Source organism: Mesorhizobium sp. CNPSo 4670, from assembly GCF_057784235.1.
This window is the reverse complement of the sequence record NZ_JBWJFQ010000007.1, coordinates 87,258-102,821: the sequence shown is the minus strand read 5'-3', so window position 1 is coordinate 102,821 and position 15,564 is coordinate 87,258. Positions and strand designations below refer to the sequence as shown.

Sequence of the window (15,564 nt, the reverse complement as noted above, 5' to 3'; positions counted from 1 at the left end):
GCGGCTTTCGAAAATAGTCCGCCAAGATTTTTAGAAAATGACAGTGACAGCTCTCAACCGATGTCGTCTGCGGCATCGGGGTCACGGCCAATTTTCAGGTCGATCCCAGACCATCTGGTCTCAGAACACATGATCTCATGGCAGTTGCTTCAACACGCCGACAACGGCCTCGCCGTCGGTGAAATAGGGATCGCCGCCGCCATTGCGCCCGCTGCTGGTGGCGCCGATGCCGGCCATGTCTCTGGTCGAAATCAGCGTGCCGGCGGTGGCCAGATCGCGCATCAGGAAATTGCGTTCGGCATCGATGTCGGGGCCGATGTGATGGGTGATGGCGCCGGTATCGTGGCTCAGCCCCACGCCGCGATCGAAGCTGGCCGAACCGAGCCACAGCGGCCGGCCGTCATCGCCGCTCGCGCCTGTCTGCCAGAGGCGGACATGATGACGCCGGTCGGCGCTGGCTCCCACCGGCTTTTCGAACGCAAGATCCTGGGCGCGGCCGTCGAACAGCAGCCGGCTGACCGGCGCATCGGGATAGGGATGGTCGAAGAGCACGCTTTCACCGATCTCGATCGCGGTCGTCAAGGTCACGGCGTCGGCAGTGTCCCAGCCGGCGACGGCGAAGGCATGGACCACTTCCTTCTTGGTGCCGATAAGGCCGACATTGATTGGATCACCCGGAATGCCTTGCGGCGTGTGCGTCACCATCTCGAAGCGCTGGGTGCGAAAGCCGCGATCCCGGAATGTCCAGAATTCCGGCGCGGCGAAATAGGCGAGCGCCAGATAGGCGGCCAGGAAGGCCGCCACCCAGATTGCAATGCGTCGCCGAAAACTTCGCTGGCTCATCACCGTCGCCCGAACGTTCCGGCATCACTCTATGCGATGTCGTGTTTCGCCGGCAAAGGGCGTCGACATGCTGTTGTCCGACGCTCTAGCGGCAGGCGCGATAACCGTTCCTGCGGTTCTTGATGTCGAAGTGGAAGTGGTTGCGGTGGTCGTAATTGTAGCCGGGGCCAAGCACGGTGGTGAAATACTGGCAGCCGTCGGCGCGCACATTGTTGAGGAAACCGCGGGTGCGGAAGGCGAACAGGCCGGGCTTGCGCACGTCGATGTCGTCGCCATTGTTGAGCTCGATGCTCATCACGTCGAGCGCGTTGCCCTTACCGTGCTCCGACAGCACGCCTTCGCCAGCAATGTTGCGGCAGGAATAGCTGGAACCCTGGTGGATGGTCTTGACGCCGGAGAAATAGCGCCAGCGGGCGGAGGGAACGAGTTCGTTCCTCGTCCAGCCGGCGAAGGTCGCGGCCATGTCGCATGTCAGCGTGGCGGCGGGCTTCATCTGGATGCTGCCGATGGCCGAGACCTTGACCGGATAGTCGATGCCGCACTGACCTTCATGGATCGGCGCCAGGTCGGTGTAGGCGACGTCGAGGCGCTTCAGCTGCTGGCGGCAGTCGGTTTCGCTGGCCGGCATCTGCTCGATCGGCGACATCGGCTCATCCATGCGCGGATAGGCGGCGCTCGTCATATAGGGGTTGGACGGAACAAGCTTCTGCATGCCCGTGTATTGCGGCACGGCAGCGGTCTGCGAGCCGACATCGACGGCCGGTTCAAGCGACAGCACGCTGCCGGTGTTGCAGGCCGAAACCGCCGCGAGGGCAAGGCCGGCGGCGACCATCGCAGCACGTTTCGATTGGCGCGCGGCGGTGGAAAACACGACGCGAAATTTGCCGGCCATTGGCGGAAATCCCATTTACGGATATCCGGCATTTTAACGATCAAGGGTAAAGGAAAACTCAGCGCCCGTGTTCATGCCTGCGGCCGAATTGCGGCACGCGGTCCCGGCCAACCATGCTCACTGGCAGAAGGTGCCACCATGGCGGCGCGGTTCGAGATCGAGATGGAAATGCAAGGCATGGTCGGGGTCGGCGCCTGGTCCGAGCACAGTCTTGAACGGTCCGCAGGCGGCCTTGCGCACGGCGTTGAGGAATTTCGCGTCCTTTTCCGGCGGCGTCGGGCCGACTTCGATCTTCTTGCCGTCCGACAGCGTGAAGCTGGCGATGTCGAGCGCGTTGCCGAAAGCGTGTTCCGACAGTTTTCTTGTGCCGTGGCGTGGCCGGCAGACAAAGGCCGATGCCTGGCCGATCGATTTCAGATCCGCGCCGAATTCGGCTTTCGCCGCCGGCTGGATGACATTGGCGGCGAAACGCGCCGCCGCTTCGGCCATCGGGCAATTGAGCTCGGTGCCGGGGCCGATGGCGATCGACTTGCCGAGTGTCTTCAGCACGATCGGGTAGGGGATCGAGCAGCCGATGTCGGGATTGCTTTCCGCCTTGTGTTCCTCGAACTCGACGCCGAGCGTCTTCAGCCGCTCTCGGCAAGCGACTTCCTCGTCTGGCATCTTCTCGTCGGGCAGATCGGCCGAGCGCGGGTCGGGCAGCATTTTCTGGTCGCCGGCATCCGTCGGCTTTTGCGGCGGCTGCGGGGCGATAGCCGGCGGCTCAACTTCGGGCTCCGCGGTCCCTGGCTTTTGTGGTGGCGTCGGCGCCACAGAAGGCGGTTCAGGGGTGTTTTCCGTATCGGCCGATGGTTCGGGGCGGGGCGGCTTTTTTTGATGCGACTTTTCTTCATTGAGCCGGTCAGCCGCTCCGTCGGTCTTTGGAGCTTGCGTCTTCAGCTCGTCCTTCTTTGAAACGTCGGCCTTCTGGGCGTCCGCGGGACGTGGCTCCGGTACCGGGACGTCGCCAAGCGATGTCAACGGGTCGATCGTTTTCTGTTGTATCTGCGACTGGCCCGGCGTGACGTGCTGCGAGCCCCGCCGTTTCAGGCGATGCCTGCCCCGCGGTTCCAGCGGCTGGTCGGCCCGCAGCGACATCGGCTGCTCCACCTGGGCCTTGTGGTGCCGATGGCGATGTCTGGCGTCGGCGGGCGTAACCAGCACAGCCGTGATGGCTACGACCAGTGCAATCCTGCAGGTTTGGGAAAAAGCAATCGACCCCATGGCCGTCAACGGCGCGGACGCAAGGTGGTTGCCTTGGCCCCATCACGAACGGTAACGACGGTGTTACGCGCCGATCGCCTCCAGCCCTTCCTCCAGCCAGTCGGCAAGCAGCGGCATGCCAAGCAGGTACTTCGCCGTGCGTTTGTTGGCGCGTTCGCGCGCCGCGGCAAGCGCATCCGCCCATTCGGTGCCATCGTAGTCGCCGCGACCGATCCAGGCCAGGGCGATGAGTTCGGCTGCTTCATCGACATTGAGGTCGTTGATCAACTCGCGCAACTCTTCCTCGGTGAGGTTTTCGGAACTTTCCTCGGCGAGGCCGTCATGATGGTGGTTGGCATGCGCCTCGCCGTCGAGTTCGACCTCGTGTTCGGCGCCACCGGCATAGTCTTCATTGACGGCGGCGCTCAGGGCCTTGGCCTTGAGGATGAACAGGCGCACCGTGTCGGGGCCGATCGAAAGCTCCCAATCCTTTTCAAGGCGCCGCTGCACATTCCGTCTCCGTCAGCTCGTTTGCCGGATGATAGCGGATTTGCAGCATCCGTCACCTGATGTTCTCCGATATGCTTTTTTTCCGGGATGAAACCCAGGGCGTCCGGCGTTAGTGTTGCATTCTCACCCCTCAAGGAGGCTTCGATGCATAAAAGAATTCTGATCCAGGCGGCGACTGCCCTTGTCGCGCTGCAGTTCTTTGCTGTTCCGGTGTTCGCCGCCGGCAGTAGCGGCGGCAGCGATCAGACCGTGACCCAGTGCAAGAAGGGCGAAGTCTGGGACAAGAAGAAGAAAAAGTGCGTCGCACCCCAGGAAGGCATGCTGGACGACGACAGCATCTATGATGCCGGTCATTCGCTGGCGCTGGCCGGCCGCTATGACGAGGCGATCGCCGTGCTCAGCCTTGCCGCCAACAAGCAGGATCCGCGCATCCTCAACTATCTCGGCTATTCGCACCGCCATTCCGGCCGCGTCACCGTCGGTCTCGGCTATTATGAGGAAGCGCTGCGCATCGACCCCAACTACACGCTGGTGCGCGAATATCTCGGCGAAGCGCATCTGCAGATCGGCGATCTGGCCGGTGCCCAGCAGCAATTGATGGAAATCGAGAAGCGGACCGGCAAGGGTTCGCGCGAATACGGGATGCTGTCCGAGCAGATCGACCATTTCATGCGGAGCTGATTTCGGCGCCCAATACTTCTCAATCCGGCCGCCAGCGATCGCGGCCGGATTTTTTGTTGCCGGCCATTGCCGGTTCGCATCTGCCGTGACAGCATTTGCGGCGACGGCATTTGTGAAAGCAGCGGATCATTTTCGCAAAACCTATTTTTGGGCGTGAAAAACCCGCGAAGATTGCTATATTCAGGGAAATTGCGGTGAAACGGTTCCGTTAGCCCGAGGCTCTCGGACCGTTTTCTTTTTGTACCCATCGACAAGGCTTTCCCCGAAACGCGGGGGTGGCAGCAGGAAAGGTCAGGCATCATGAACAAGGTCCCGATGACAGGCGAGGGGTTCGCGTCATTGAAGAAAGAGCTGCGCTGGCGCCAGCAGGAAGAGCGGCCGCGCATCATCGAGGCGATCTCCGAGGCGCGCTCGCACGGCGACCTTTCCGAAAATGCCGAATACCATGCCGCAAAAGAGGCGCAGAGCCTCAATGAGGGCCGGGTCAACGAGCTTGAAGATTATATCGCGCGCGCCGAAGTGATCGATGTCAGCAAGCTCAGCGGCGACAAGGTCAAGTTCGGTGCCACCGTGGTGCTGGTCGACGAGGACACCGAGGAAAAGAAGACCTACCGGATTGTCGGCGACCAGGAAGCCGACGTGAAGTCTGGCCGAATCTCGATCTCTTCGCCGATCGCGCGCGCGCTCATAGGCAAGGAAGTCGGCGACGCTATCGAGGTCAACGCGCCAGGCGGCGCAAGGGGTTACGAGATCGTCCAGGTGCAGTTTATCTAGGGGATGTGAGAAGCGCCGTTTTGCTTTTCAAGCCAAGGCTAGCGCCGCCCCTCATCGCCCTGCCGGGCACTTCTCCCCGTATAGTGACGGGGAGAAGGACGCCTTCACCAATGATTTCGCTAATTTTCAGCGTTCGCAAATATACGCTAACTTTGCGCTCTGCTCCCTTCTCCCCGTCACTATCCGGGAGAAGGTGCCGGCAGGCGGATGAGGGCAGCACTAACCTTTCCAATTGAATTGATTGAATAAATCAATCCGCCTGGCTACGCTCCAGCAGCCTCTCTGCCTGCGCCACCACTTGACCCGGCGTCAAATGGTCCCCGGGTGCGGCCAAAAGCGTTGATGCGTATGGCCCGCGCGGGCCGGTGAGGCCGGGCTCGGTGGCAAGAAAAACCGCAACCGTCGGCAGGCCGAAGGCGCTGGCGAGATGGGTTAGCCCGGTGTCGGCGCCAATGACCAGCGTCGAGCGGCCGATGATCGCGGCGATGTCGGAGAGCGGCGATTTGGGCACCACGACCGTTGACGGAACAGCGCCGGCGATCGCTTCGGCGACGGCCTTTTCGCGCTCGTTCGACCATGTGGTGACCGGCGTCGTTTCCCTTTCGACCAGCAGGCGGGCGGTTTCGATCCAGTCTTGGACCGGCCACTTCTTGTCTTCGCGGCTGGTCCCGTGCAGCAGGAACGCGATTTTTCCGGAGATGCCTACAAGACTGCCGGGCGGCGGGACAATGCCGGAGTCCAGCCTCGAAAGATCGGGCTGATAGCCGAGCGCCAGCCCAAACAGCCGCCGCGTGCGCTCGATGGCGTGCAGGTCGCGCGGCACGGCGTAGGTGACGTCGTAGACCAGCGACGCAGAAGGTTCGCGCGCGCTCGACCGGTCGAAGCCAGCTATCGGCGCGCCGGCCTGTCGTGCCACCAAGGCTGATTTCAGAAGTCCTTGCGCATCGATGACGAGGTCGTAGCGGCAGTCGCGCAGGGTGCGGCGCAAGGCGGCCGCTTCGCGCCATGTGCCGCCGTCGAGCAATGTCTTGCGCCAGCGCCGGATCGCCACCGTGTGGATCCTGTCGATCGCCGGATGCAACGCCACGATGCCGGCGAATGCCTCTTCCACGCACCAGTCGAAGGATATGTCGGGCCTGACAAGGCGGGCATCCTCGACGGCCGGAAAGGTGTGGATGACATCGCCCATCGACGACGTCTTGACGATGAGGACCTTCATGCGGCTGCCGGGATTTCCAGCAGGCGTTTCGCCGCCGCCGCGACCTGCTCGACTTCAAGCGTCTTCAGGCAGTTGAGGTGGCCGAGCGGACAGACCTTCTGGTGGCAAGGCGAACAGGACAGGCCGAGCCAGACCAGTTCGCGCCGTTCCGCCAGCGGCGGCGTATTTTGCGGCGAGGTCGAGCCGTAGACGGCAACGATCGGCGTGCCGACTCCCGCCGCGACATGCATCAGCCCGCTGTCGTTGGACACCGCCAGCCTTGCCGCCGAGATCAGGTCGATGGCGTCCTCCAACCGGGTCTGGCCGGCGAGGTCGACAACGCCGGGGGCGAGGGCGGCGATCTCCGCCGCCACGTCGCGGTCGTTCTTCGAGCCGAACAGCGCGACCTTCAAACCCTTCGCCATGAGATCACGGGCAAGCCCGGCATAGCTTTCGCTCGGCCAGCGCTTGGCCGGGCCGAACTCGGCGCCGGGCATCAGCGCTGCGAATTTCTGGGGCGCGAGCCCAAAGCGGTCGAGCAGAGCGGCCTGGTTCTTCGCGTCCACGGTCAGGCGTGGCGGCCGGAAATTGCCGCCCTGGGCGAGGCCGAAATAAGCCTGCGCCGTGCGTCGTTTGACGCTGTCGGGCAGCGGCACGATGTCGGTCAGCAGGCCGTAGCGCATTTCGCGCAAATAGCCGAAACGGCGCGGAATGCGGGCAAAGAACGGGATCAGCGCCGATTTCCAGCTGCCCGGCAGGACATAGGCCATGTCGTAGCGGCCGCGCAGCAGTCGGCCAAAACGCCGGCGAATGGTGAATTCCAGCGCGCCGGGCTTGAGCGGAAAGTCGATCTGCTGGCGGATTTCGGGCATGCGCTTGACCAGCGGTGCGGCCCAAGCCGGCGCCAGCACATCGATGGCGGCGTTGGGATGAAGCTCTTTCAGCGCCGAAAACAGGCACTGCGCCATCACCATGTCGCCCACCCAGCGTGGGCCGATCACGAGGATCGTTGGGCTTTCAGCCATTCGACATAGTCTCTGACACCGGTTTCCACTGTCCGGAATTGGCCATTGTAACCGACCGCGCGCAAACGGGACATATCAGCTTGCGTAAAGCTCTGGTAGCTGCCCTTGAGATGGTCGGGAAACTCGATGAATTCGATCTCGCCTTTGCCCAGCGTGTCGATGACGGTTTCGGCAATGGCACGGAAGGGCTGGGCGCGGCCGGTGCCGCAGTTGAAGATGCCGCTCGATCCGCGCTTCCACACCCACAGATTGACGTCGGCGACATCACCGACATGGATGAAATCGCGGCTTTGCTCGCCCGGTCCGAAGCCATCGTAGGCCCCGAACAATTTCGGGTTCTCGCCCCGCTCGACCTGGTTGAACAGGTGGAAGGCGACCGAGGCCATGGCGCCCTTGTGCGCCTCGCGCGGACCGTAGACGTTGAAGTAGCGCAAGCCCACAACCTGCGCATGATCGGTGTCGAAGACGGTGCGCCTGACATAGTCGTCGAACAGCTTCTTGGAATAGGCATACACGTTGAGCGGCCGCTCGAGCGCCGGGTCTTCGCGAAATTCGGCGCCGCCGCCATAGACGGACGCCGAGGAGGCGTAGAGGAAGGGCACGCGCAGCGCCTGGCAGGCATGCAGCAACCGTTTCGAGAAGGCGTAGTTCACCTCCATCATGAACTTGCCGTTCCATTCGGTGGTGGTCGAGCAGGCGCCCTGGTGGAACACGGCCTCGATGCGGCCGAACGAGGCAGCCTCCATACGGCCCAGGAAATCGTCCTTGTCGAGATAGTCGGCGATGCGCAGATCGGCGAGATTGGCGATCTTGTGGCCATTGGTGAGGTCGTCGACGACGAGGATGTCGTCATGGCCTTCGGCATTCAGCGCGGCGACGATGTTGGAGCCGATCATGCCGGCGCCGCCCGTGACGATGATCATGTTGTTGGCCCTGATACGCGTTTCGCTTGCCGATTCCGGCCCTTATAAGGGAGGCAGGGTGGGCTGTCGATAAAGCAGGCAGCGAAGCGGATGTCACAGTGGCGCCGCAAAGCTTCCGCTTCAGTCGGTTTGTGCCGCCCGTGACGATCGTGAGGGACAAAGAATGCCGTCGACCGAACTGCTCATCGCGTTTTTCGCCACCACGGCGATCTTCGCCTACATTCCCGGCCCGGCCATGCTCTACGCCGCCGCGCAGACGATGGCGCGCGGCCGCTGGTCCGGCCTGACGGCAGCACTTGGCATTCATCTGGGCGGCTATGTGCATGTCTTTGCCGCTGCCGCAGGCCTGTCGGTGCTGTTTCACGCTGTGCCGCCTCTCTACCTGGCGGTCAAGCTGGTCGGCGCGCTCTATCTGATCTGGCTCGGCGTTTTGCTGTTCCGCAAGCGCGTCGAGGGTGACATGGCGCTGCCCGCGATCGAGCGGAAATCGGCGCGGCGCGCCTTTTTCGAGAGCATCACCGTCGAGGTGCTCAATCCCAAGACGGCGATCTTCTTCATGGCCTTCCTGCCGCAGTTCATTGATACCTCGGCGGCGCTACCGGTCTGGCTGCAGTTCGTCGTGTTGGGCACCATCGTCAATCTGATGTTCTCTTCGGCCGATATCGTCTGCGTGTTCCTGGCCGGTGCAGTGATCGGCCGCTTGCGGCGTTCGAGCCGTGCACAGCGCCTGATGCAGCGGGCCGGTGGGGCGGTGCTGGTCGGGCTGGGTGTCCATGTCGCTCTGCAGAAGACCTGATCGCCCGGCCATCGTGGTGATGGCCAGCCGTTGCGCTGCGTGGATTTGCGGTATATCGGCTTCGCCATGAACGAACCGGCCCTTCAATTGATGATTACCCGCAAGGTTGAAATCGGCCTTTTCCACGCGTTGCCAGTGACATGATCAAGCACAATCCGCCTTCTCCCGAACCCCTGCACCGCGCCATTGCGCGGTTCGGCCAGGCCACCGTGCTGGTGGTCGGCGACTTCATCCTCGACCGGTTCGTCAACGGCGTCATCGAGCGGATCTCGCCGGAAGCGCCGATCCCGGTGCTGCACGGGCGCGGCGAAACCTCGACGATGGGCGGCGCAGGTAATGTCGTCGCCAACATCGTCTCGCTCGGCGCATCCGCTGTTCCCGTGTCGGTAATCGGCACTGATGCTGCCGGCAACAATCTCGTGCGCATGCTGCGCGAACTCGGCGCTGACACTGCCGGCCTGGCGCAGGCGCGTGGCCGCATGACCTCGTCCAAGAGCCGCTTCAGCGCGCTCAACCAGCAGGTGCTGCGCTTCGACGAAGAGGAGATCAAGCCGCTCGATGTTGCGGAGCGCGACGATCTGATCCGGCATTTCCGCGCGGCGCTGACGCGCGCCGACATCGTCGTCCTGTCCGACTATGGCAAGGGCATATTGCTCGACGGCGTCGCCGGCGACTTGATCGCCATCTGCCGTGATGCGGGAAAGCCGGTGCTGGTCGATCCGAAGGGCCGCGACTATGCGCGCTATGCCGGGGCGACCGCCATCACCCCAAATCGCAAGGAGCTTGGCGAAGCTGTTGGCCATGCGGTGTTCGCCGATGACGAGATCGTGGCGGCGGCACGCCAGCTGATTTCAGCGCATGGCTTCGATTTCGTCGTGGCGACGCGCAGCGAAAAGGGCATGAGCGTGGTCGACCCGACCGAGGCGCGGCATATCGCCACCCAGGCGCGCGAAGTGTTTGACGTTTCGGGCGCCGGCGACACGGTGATCGCGAGTTTTGCATTGGCGCTGGCGGCCGGTGCCGACCCTGTCGCGGCGGCATCGATCGCCAATGCCGCCGGCGGCGTCGTGGTGGGCAAGCGCGGCACCGCGCGGCTGACGGTCGAGGAACTCACCGGTGCGCTGTTCCGTTCGCACGGGCCGACCGCCCACAAGGATGCCATCCTCGACGCTACGTCGGCCGCGCGCATGGTCGCGGCGTGGAAGGAGGAGGGCTTGAGCGTCGGCTTCACCAATGGCTGCTTCGACATCCTGCATGCCGGCCACGTCAGTCTCTTGCATGCGGCGCGCAGCCAATGCGACCGGCTGGTGCTTGGCCTCAACAGCGATGCTTCGGTGCGGCGGCTGAAGGGCGCCGGGCGGCCGGTCAACGACCAGCATGACCGCGCCTGCGTGCTCGCCGCCCTTGCCTCGGTCGATGCGGTCGTGGTGTTCGAGGAGGACACGCCCCTGGCGCTGATCGAAGCGCTGCTGCCCGACATGCTGGTCAAGGGCGCCGATTACACGATCGACACCGTGGTCGGTGCCGATGTGGTGCGGAAGGCGGGCGGCCGCGTCGTGCTGATCGATCTCGTCGCCGGCAAAAGCACCACCAACACCATCGGCAAATTGCGCGCCGGCGGTACCACAAGCTGAGGAATTCATGTCTGACCTGAACGACTACTTGGTCCGCTCGGCGGCCGCGATTTCCGCCATGGTCGAGCGCGACCTGACGAGCGAGATGGAGCGGGCGGTGAGCGCCATTGTGACGGCTCTTGCGCAGGGCAAAGCCTTGCTGATCTGCGGCAATGGCGGCTCGGCCAGCGATGCCATCCACATCGCCGGCGAACTGGTCGGCCGCTTCCTCAAGGAGCGCAAGGCCTACAATGTCATCGCACTGCCGGCCAATGCCGCGGTGCTGACCGCCTGGGGCAACGACTATGGCTTCGACACGGTGTTTTCGCGCCAGGTCGAGGCGCATGGCTCGGCGGGCGGCGTGCTGCTGGCAATCTCGACCAGCGGCAATTCGCCGAGCATTCTCGCCGCTGCCGAGCAGGCGCGGATGATGGACATGACGGTGATCAGCCTGACCGGCGACACCGGCGGCAAGCTCAAGCCGCTATCGGACATCCTGCTCAACGTGCCCTCGACCTCGACCCCGATCATCCAGCAGGGGCATCTGTGCCTCTATCATCATCTGTGCGAAGTGGTCGAAGCGCGTCTCAGCAATGGCTGACGGGAAGTGGTCGTGAAGCCCGAACCCTATCCGCTCCAGGAGCCCGGACTGTGGGTCGAGCGGATCGATAGCAGGATTTTTCCGACCGGTACGCCTGCGCTGTTTCTCGACCGCGACGGCACCATCAATCTCGACACCGGCTATCCCGATGACCCGGCCGAAATGGTGCTGCGCGAGGATATCGCCGCTGCGATCGGTGCGGCCAATCGGGCCGGCATTCCCGCCATCATCGTCACCAACCAGTCGGGCATCGCGCGCGGCTACTACGGCTGGAGCGATTTCGCCGCCGTCAATGGCCGTGTGCTCGACCTGCTGAGCGCCGACAACGCGTTCGTGGATATGGTCCTTGCCTGCGCCTATCACGAGGCGGGCGAGGGGCCGCTTGCGATCGCCGATCATCCGATGCGCAAGCCCAATCCCGGCATGCTGCTGGAGGCGGCCAAATGTCTGGGGCTCGATCTGCGGCGTTCGCTGATCGTTGGCGACAAGCCGGCGGACATGGAGGCGGGACAGCGCGCCGGCCTCTCGCAGGGCTGGCTGGTCGACGGCGAAGCGGCCGTTCAATCCGGCTTTACAGTCCAGCCCTGGCGCGACCACGAGGATTTGGGTGGCCTGCTCGCCGCAATAGCGGCACTCGGCACCGTGTCATGATCTCGAAAAGTGGAATCCGGTTTCGGACAAGATCATGATCATGCTCAAGCACCATCCGTGGCGGTCTCAAGTCGGATCGTTGTCTCGTGAAGCTTCATAAAGCTTGGCCTCGGTGGCGAACGAATACACCATCACCATCATCGAATAGACGAAGCCATGCCGGCCGCACAGGAAGTAGCGCTTGGCCAGGTAGAATTTCAGGAAGTTGCCGAGCGGCGACAGGACCAGCCTTATCAAGCCTGGCTTCTTGCCTCTCTCGACCAGCGTGGCAACCTTGAGGCTGGAGTAGGTGTTGGCCCTTGCCAGATCCTCCGCGACAGTCATTTCGCGGCGATGCAGCAACACGCCATTTTCAATCGTACCGGTTTCGCCCGGCACCTCGAACGATTCATGGACCCGCAGGTCAATGTCCATGGTGGCCTTGTCGCGGCGGAACAGACGCAGCAGCCTGTTGTGCAGCACCCAGCGGTGCGCATAGCCATAGCCTTTCAGCTTGTCGCGCCGTCTTACGAACCATCCGTCGATGGCCTCGTTGTGAGGCTGCGTCACGGTCACGATCGACCGCCTGAGCAGGTCGTCGACGGCCTCATCGGCTTCAATCGAAAGGCACCATGGCTGCGTGGCTTGATCAAGCGCGAATTGCCGCTGACGTGGGAAACCCGGCCAATCGTTGTGAAACAGCCTTATCGGGTAGCCCTTGGCGATGAACTCCTGAATGACGTCCAGGGTGTTATCCGTCGAACCTGAATCGACGACGACGATGTCGGCGCAGAAGTCGACGCTCTCCAGGCAGGGGCCGATCATGTCGGCTTCGTTCATGCAGATGATGAGCGCCGAAACCGGGCTAGAAAATCGAGTCATGATCCCACTCTACAGTACACTGTTCTGTGAAATTACGCCGCTTGCGCCATCTGTTGTTACGCAATCCCTGTCGAAAAACCCGTCACACTTTCCTGAAATTGCCTTAGGAAACCAACAAAGCGGCCACGTCCGTCAGAACGCTCCGGCTTTCTACACCAGAGCCTGTCGAATGCGAAAGCGGCTCTGGTATGGCGAAGCCGGGAATTCGCATCGAGCGGGGACGATGTGGTGCTGCCGTCGACCAGCCTCAAGGCTGTGCAAACGAGACCAGCCCTTCGTCCTTGACCCGGCGGATGGTGAGCGCGGTGCGCACCGTGTCGACATTCGGGGTCGAAGTCAGCTCCTCGATGACGAAGGTCTGGAAGGCCCCCAGGTCGCTCGCCACGCAGTGCAGCAGGAAATCGGATTCCCCCGATACCATCCAGGCGTCGCGCACGATCGGCCAGCCGCGGGTGCGCTCTGCAAAGGTGCGCAGTTCGGCGTCGGCCTGGTGATGCAGGCCGATCAGGCAGAAGGCGACGACATCGAGGCCAAGCGCGGGGGCGTTGAGCAGGGCGCGGTAGCCGCGGATAATGCCGGCTTCCTCCAGCCGTTTGACGCGGCGCAGGCACGGCGGCGCCGAAATGCCAACGCGGTTCGACAGTTCGACATTGGTCATGCGGCCATCGGCCTGAAGCTCCCGCAGGATCTTCCAGTCGATGGCGTCGAGATCGGCCTTGAGCGGCATGAGGGCTCTCGATAAGTCAGGGGCAATACGCAAGAATCTTGCGTGATCTTGTAATTAAACGACTTCGCTGTCCATTCCATCCCTCGCTCGGAATATTTCGGCCGATCAAAGCGGCGACAGGGGTGCGACAAAGCTTTCCGGGGACGAATGCCAACCTGCCTTGCTGGCGCCGTGGGCAACACTTACATTACGCGCGATATCGACGAGTTTTCCATGCCGCAATTGCCGGCAGCCCTCCGCAGAGGCTTCCACATGACCACCAAGCACGCGCCCGTTCTCATTATCGGCTCCGGCCCCGCCGGCTATACGGCAGCGGTCTACGCCGCCCGCGCCATGCTGAAGCCGATGCTGGTCGCAGGCCTGCAGGCGGGCGGGCAGCTGATGATCACCACCGATGTCGAGAACTATCCCGGCTTCGCCGACCCCATCCAGGGTCCGTGGCTGATGGAGCAGATGCTGAAGCAGGCCGAACACGTCGGCACTGACATCATCAACGACATCATCACCGAGGTCGACCTCAATGTGCGGCCGTTCCGCGCCAAGGGCGATTCCGGTACCACCTACACTGCGGACGCGCTGATCATCGCCACCGGCGCGCAGGCCAAATGGCTCGGCATTCCCACCGAACAGACCTTCATGGGCTTTGGCGTCTCGGCCTGCGCCACCTGCGACGGCTTCTTCTACCGCGGCAAGGATGTCGCGGTGGTCGGCGGTGGCAATTCGGCGGTGGAAGAGGCACTCTACCTGTCGAACCTCGCCAAGAGTGTGACGGTCATCCACAGGCGCAGCGATTTCCGCGCCGAGCGCATCCTGCGCGAGCGGCTCCTGAAGAAGGACAATGTCCGCGTCATCTGGGACACGGTCGTCGACGAGATCACCGGCCGTCCCGGCAAGGCGCCCTTGCCGCCTTCGGTCGAAGGGCTGAAGCTCAAGCATGCGGTGACCGGCCAGGAAACGCATCTCAAGGTCGACGGCGTGTTCGTGGCCATCGGCCACGCGCCGGCGGTCGAATTGTTTGCCGGCAAGCTGAAGCAGAAGCCGAACGGCTATCTTTGGACGGCGCCGGATTCGACCCGCACCGACGTTCCCGGCGTGTTTGCGGCGGGTGACGTGACCGACGACATCTACCGCCAGGCGGTGACCGCGGCGGGGCTCGGCTGCATGGCTGCACTCGAGGCGGAGAAGTATCTGGCCGGCATCGAAGTGCACCGCGAAGCGGCGGAATAAAGAGTTCAGAAGGCGACTTAGAAACGCCGTGTAAAAGCCTGATTTTTCATTCAGACGCCAAAACAGAATGAGGGGTAGCATGGCGTTGGACTGGGACAAGCTACGCGTGTTTCACGCTGCGGCGGAGGCAGGGTCGTTTACCCATGCGGCCGAGACGTTGCATTTGTCGCAATCGGCGATCTCGCGGCAGGTCAGCGCGCTCGAACATGATGTCGGCGTGCCGCTGTTCAACCGCCACGCCCGCGGGCTGGTGCTGACCGAGCAGGGCGAAATGCTGTTCCGCACGGCGCATGACGTGCTGATGAAGCTCGAAACCATCAAGTCGCGGCTGACCGAGACCAAGGATCGCCCGTCCGGCGTGCTCAGGGTGACGACCACCGTCGGGCTGGGCGCCGGCTGGCTGACCGAGCGGGTGCAGGAGTTCATCGAGCTCTATCCCGAAATCAGCCTGCAGCTGATCCTCGCCAACGAGGAACTCGACCTGACCATGCGCCAGGCCGATTGCGCCATCCGGCTGCGCCAGCCGCAGCAGCCGGACCTGATCCAGCGCCGCCTGTTCACCGTGCACTTCCACCTCTATGCCTCGCCCACCTATGTCGCCAAGCACGGCAAGCCGGCTTCGGTGGCCGAGCTGAAGAGCCATCGCATCGTCACCTTCGGCGTGCCGGTGCCATCGCATCTGTCGGAGTTGAACTGGCTGGAAACGATTGGCGATTTCGAAGGCGGACAAAGGGTGCCGACGCTGCAGATCAACGACATATTGTCGATCAAGCGCGCGGTGCAGGGCGGCGCCGGCATCGCCATGCTGCCCGACTATGTGATCAGCAAGGACTCCGACCTGGTGCAATTGTTGCCGGAGACCGAGGTGCCGTCCTTCGACACCTATTTCGCTTATCCGGACGCGATGAAGAACCAGGCCAAGCTGCATGTCTTTCGTGATTTCATCATCGCCAAGGCCCGTAGCTGGTCTTTCTGATCCACCCCTGGCGTTCGACTTTCT

17 protein-coding genes are annotated in these 15,564 nt (G+C 63.0%); 8 read left to right on the top strand and 9 right to left on the bottom strand.

Features of this window, described 5'->3' with window-relative positions:
- Positions 1-135: 135 nt before the first annotated feature.
- The 4 genes from AC0ZT5_RS14280 to AC0ZT5_RS14265 form a co-directional block, all read right to left on the bottom strand.
- Positions 136-843 carry an LssY C-terminal domain-containing protein gene (locus tag AC0ZT5_RS14280; RefSeq protein WP_488496955.1) on the bottom strand — a complete coding sequence of 236 codons (708 nt, stop codon included), beginning with the start codon at positions 841-843 and terminating at the stop codon, positions 136-138.
- An 85-nt stretch (positions 844-928) separates the two neighbouring features.
- Positions 929-1,735, bottom strand: coding sequence for an extensin-like domain-containing protein (locus tag AC0ZT5_RS14275; RefSeq protein ID WP_488496954.1), 807 nt, complete (start codon positions 1,733-1,735; stop codon positions 929-931).
- 117 nt (positions 1,736-1,852) lie between these two features.
- The gene (locus tag AC0ZT5_RS14270) at positions 1,853-2,884 is read right to left on the bottom strand and encodes an extensin-like domain-containing protein (RefSeq protein WP_488496953.1); all 1,032 of its coding nucleotides are present in this window, start codon (positions 2,882-2,884) and stop codon (positions 1,853-1,855) included.
- Between the two features lie 177 nt (positions 2,885-3,061).
- On the bottom strand, positions 3,062-3,487 hold the full coding sequence (locus AC0ZT5_RS14265) for a DUF3775 domain-containing protein (RefSeq protein WP_184874603.1): 426 nt from the start codon (positions 3,485-3,487) through the stop codon (positions 3,062-3,064).
- 144 nt (positions 3,488-3,631) lie between these two features.
- On the opposite strand from AC0ZT5_RS14265, the gene AC0ZT5_RS14260 reads away from it, so the two are divergent.
- Entirely contained in the window at positions 3,632-4,168 is a 537-nt protein-coding gene (locus AC0ZT5_RS14260; protein WP_184874602.1) for a tetratricopeptide repeat protein, read from the top strand.
- A gap of 300 nt (positions 4,169-4,468) precedes the next feature.
- Positions 4,469-4,942 carry a transcription elongation factor GreA gene (gene greA, locus AC0ZT5_RS14255; RefSeq protein WP_488496952.1) on the top strand — a complete coding sequence of 158 codons (474 nt, stop codon included), beginning with the start codon at positions 4,469-4,471 and terminating at the stop codon, positions 4,940-4,942.
- Positions 4,943-5,192: 250 nt separating this feature from the next.
- Here the strand turns inward: greA and waaC are convergent, their stop codons facing one another.
- The 3 genes from waaC to rfaD are packed head-to-tail and all read right to left on the bottom strand — an operon-like array spanning position 5,193 to position 8,088.
- Positions 5,193-6,161 carry a lipopolysaccharide heptosyltransferase I gene (gene waaC / locus AC0ZT5_RS14250; protein ID WP_488496951.1) on the bottom strand — a complete coding sequence of 323 codons (969 nt, stop codon included), beginning with the start codon at positions 6,159-6,161 and terminating at the stop codon, positions 5,193-5,195.
- Positions 6,158-7,165 carry a lipopolysaccharide heptosyltransferase II gene (waaF, locus tag AC0ZT5_RS14245; protein ID WP_488496950.1) on the bottom strand — a complete coding sequence of 336 codons (1,008 nt, stop codon included), beginning with the start codon at positions 7,163-7,165 and terminating at the stop codon, positions 6,158-6,160. Before waaF ends, waaC begins: the two co-directional genes overlap by 4 nt.
- Positions 7,138-8,088, bottom strand: coding sequence for an ADP-glyceromanno-heptose 6-epimerase (gene rfaD / locus AC0ZT5_RS14240; RefSeq protein ID WP_488496949.1), 951 nt, complete (start codon positions 8,086-8,088; stop codon positions 7,138-7,140). The genes waaF and rfaD overlap by 28 nt, the downstream gene beginning before the upstream one ends.
- Before the next feature lie 163 nt (positions 8,089-8,251).
- Here rfaD and AC0ZT5_RS14235 point away from each other — a divergent pair, with 163 nt between their 5' ends.
- The 4 genes from AC0ZT5_RS14235 to AC0ZT5_RS14220 all read left to right on the top strand — a co-directional run bounded on the left by AC0ZT5_RS14235 (position 8,252) and on the right by AC0ZT5_RS14220 (position 11,749).
- The gene (locus AC0ZT5_RS14235; protein ID WP_477282424.1) at positions 8,252-8,884 is read left to right on the top strand and encodes a LysE family translocator; all 633 of its coding nucleotides are present in this window, start codon (positions 8,252-8,254) and stop codon (positions 8,882-8,884) included.
- 140 nt (positions 8,885-9,024) lie between these two features.
- Positions 9,025-10,518: a D-glycero-beta-D-manno-heptose-7-phosphate kinase gene (rfaE1, locus tag AC0ZT5_RS14230; RefSeq protein WP_477282426.1), complete on the top strand. Its 1,494-nt coding sequence runs from the start codon at positions 9,025-9,027 to the stop codon at positions 10,516-10,518.
- 7 nt (positions 10,519-10,525) lie between these two features.
- On the top strand, positions 10,526-11,098 hold the full coding sequence (locus AC0ZT5_RS14225; protein WP_488496948.1) for a D-sedoheptulose-7-phosphate isomerase: 573 nt from the start codon (positions 10,526-10,528) through the stop codon (positions 11,096-11,098).
- 12 nt (positions 11,099-11,110) lie between these two features.
- A complete protein-coding gene (locus tag AC0ZT5_RS14220; RefSeq protein ID WP_488496947.1) occupies positions 11,111-11,749 on the top strand; it encodes an HAD-IIIA family hydrolase in 639 nt (212 codons plus the stop codon).
- Positions 11,750-11,815: 66 nt separating this feature from the next.
- Here AC0ZT5_RS14220 and AC0ZT5_RS14215 read toward each other — a convergent pair whose 3' ends face one another.
- Positions 11,816-12,610 (bottom strand): glycosyltransferase family 2 protein, encoded by a 795-nt coding sequence (locus AC0ZT5_RS14215; protein ID WP_488496946.1) that lies wholly within the window; start codon positions 12,608-12,610, stop codon positions 11,816-11,818.
- Positions 12,611-12,857: 247 nt separating this feature from the next.
- Positions 12,858-13,337 (bottom strand): Lrp/AsnC family transcriptional regulator, encoded by a 480-nt coding sequence (locus AC0ZT5_RS14210; protein ID WP_095090929.1) that lies wholly within the window; start codon positions 13,335-13,337, stop codon positions 12,858-12,860.
- Between the two features lie 252 nt (positions 13,338-13,589).
- On the opposite strand from AC0ZT5_RS14210, the gene trxB reads away from it, so the two are divergent.
- Positions 13,590-14,564, top strand: a complete 975-nt coding sequence (trxB, locus tag AC0ZT5_RS14205) for a thioredoxin-disulfide reductase (RefSeq protein WP_488496945.1) — start codon at positions 13,590-13,592, stop codon at positions 14,562-14,564.
- Between the two features lie 79 nt (positions 14,565-14,643).
- Positions 14,644-15,540, top strand: a complete 897-nt coding sequence (locus AC0ZT5_RS14200; protein WP_184874593.1) for a LysR family transcriptional regulator — start codon at positions 14,644-14,646, stop codon at positions 15,538-15,540.
- Positions 15,541-15,564 lie beyond the last annotated feature (24 nt).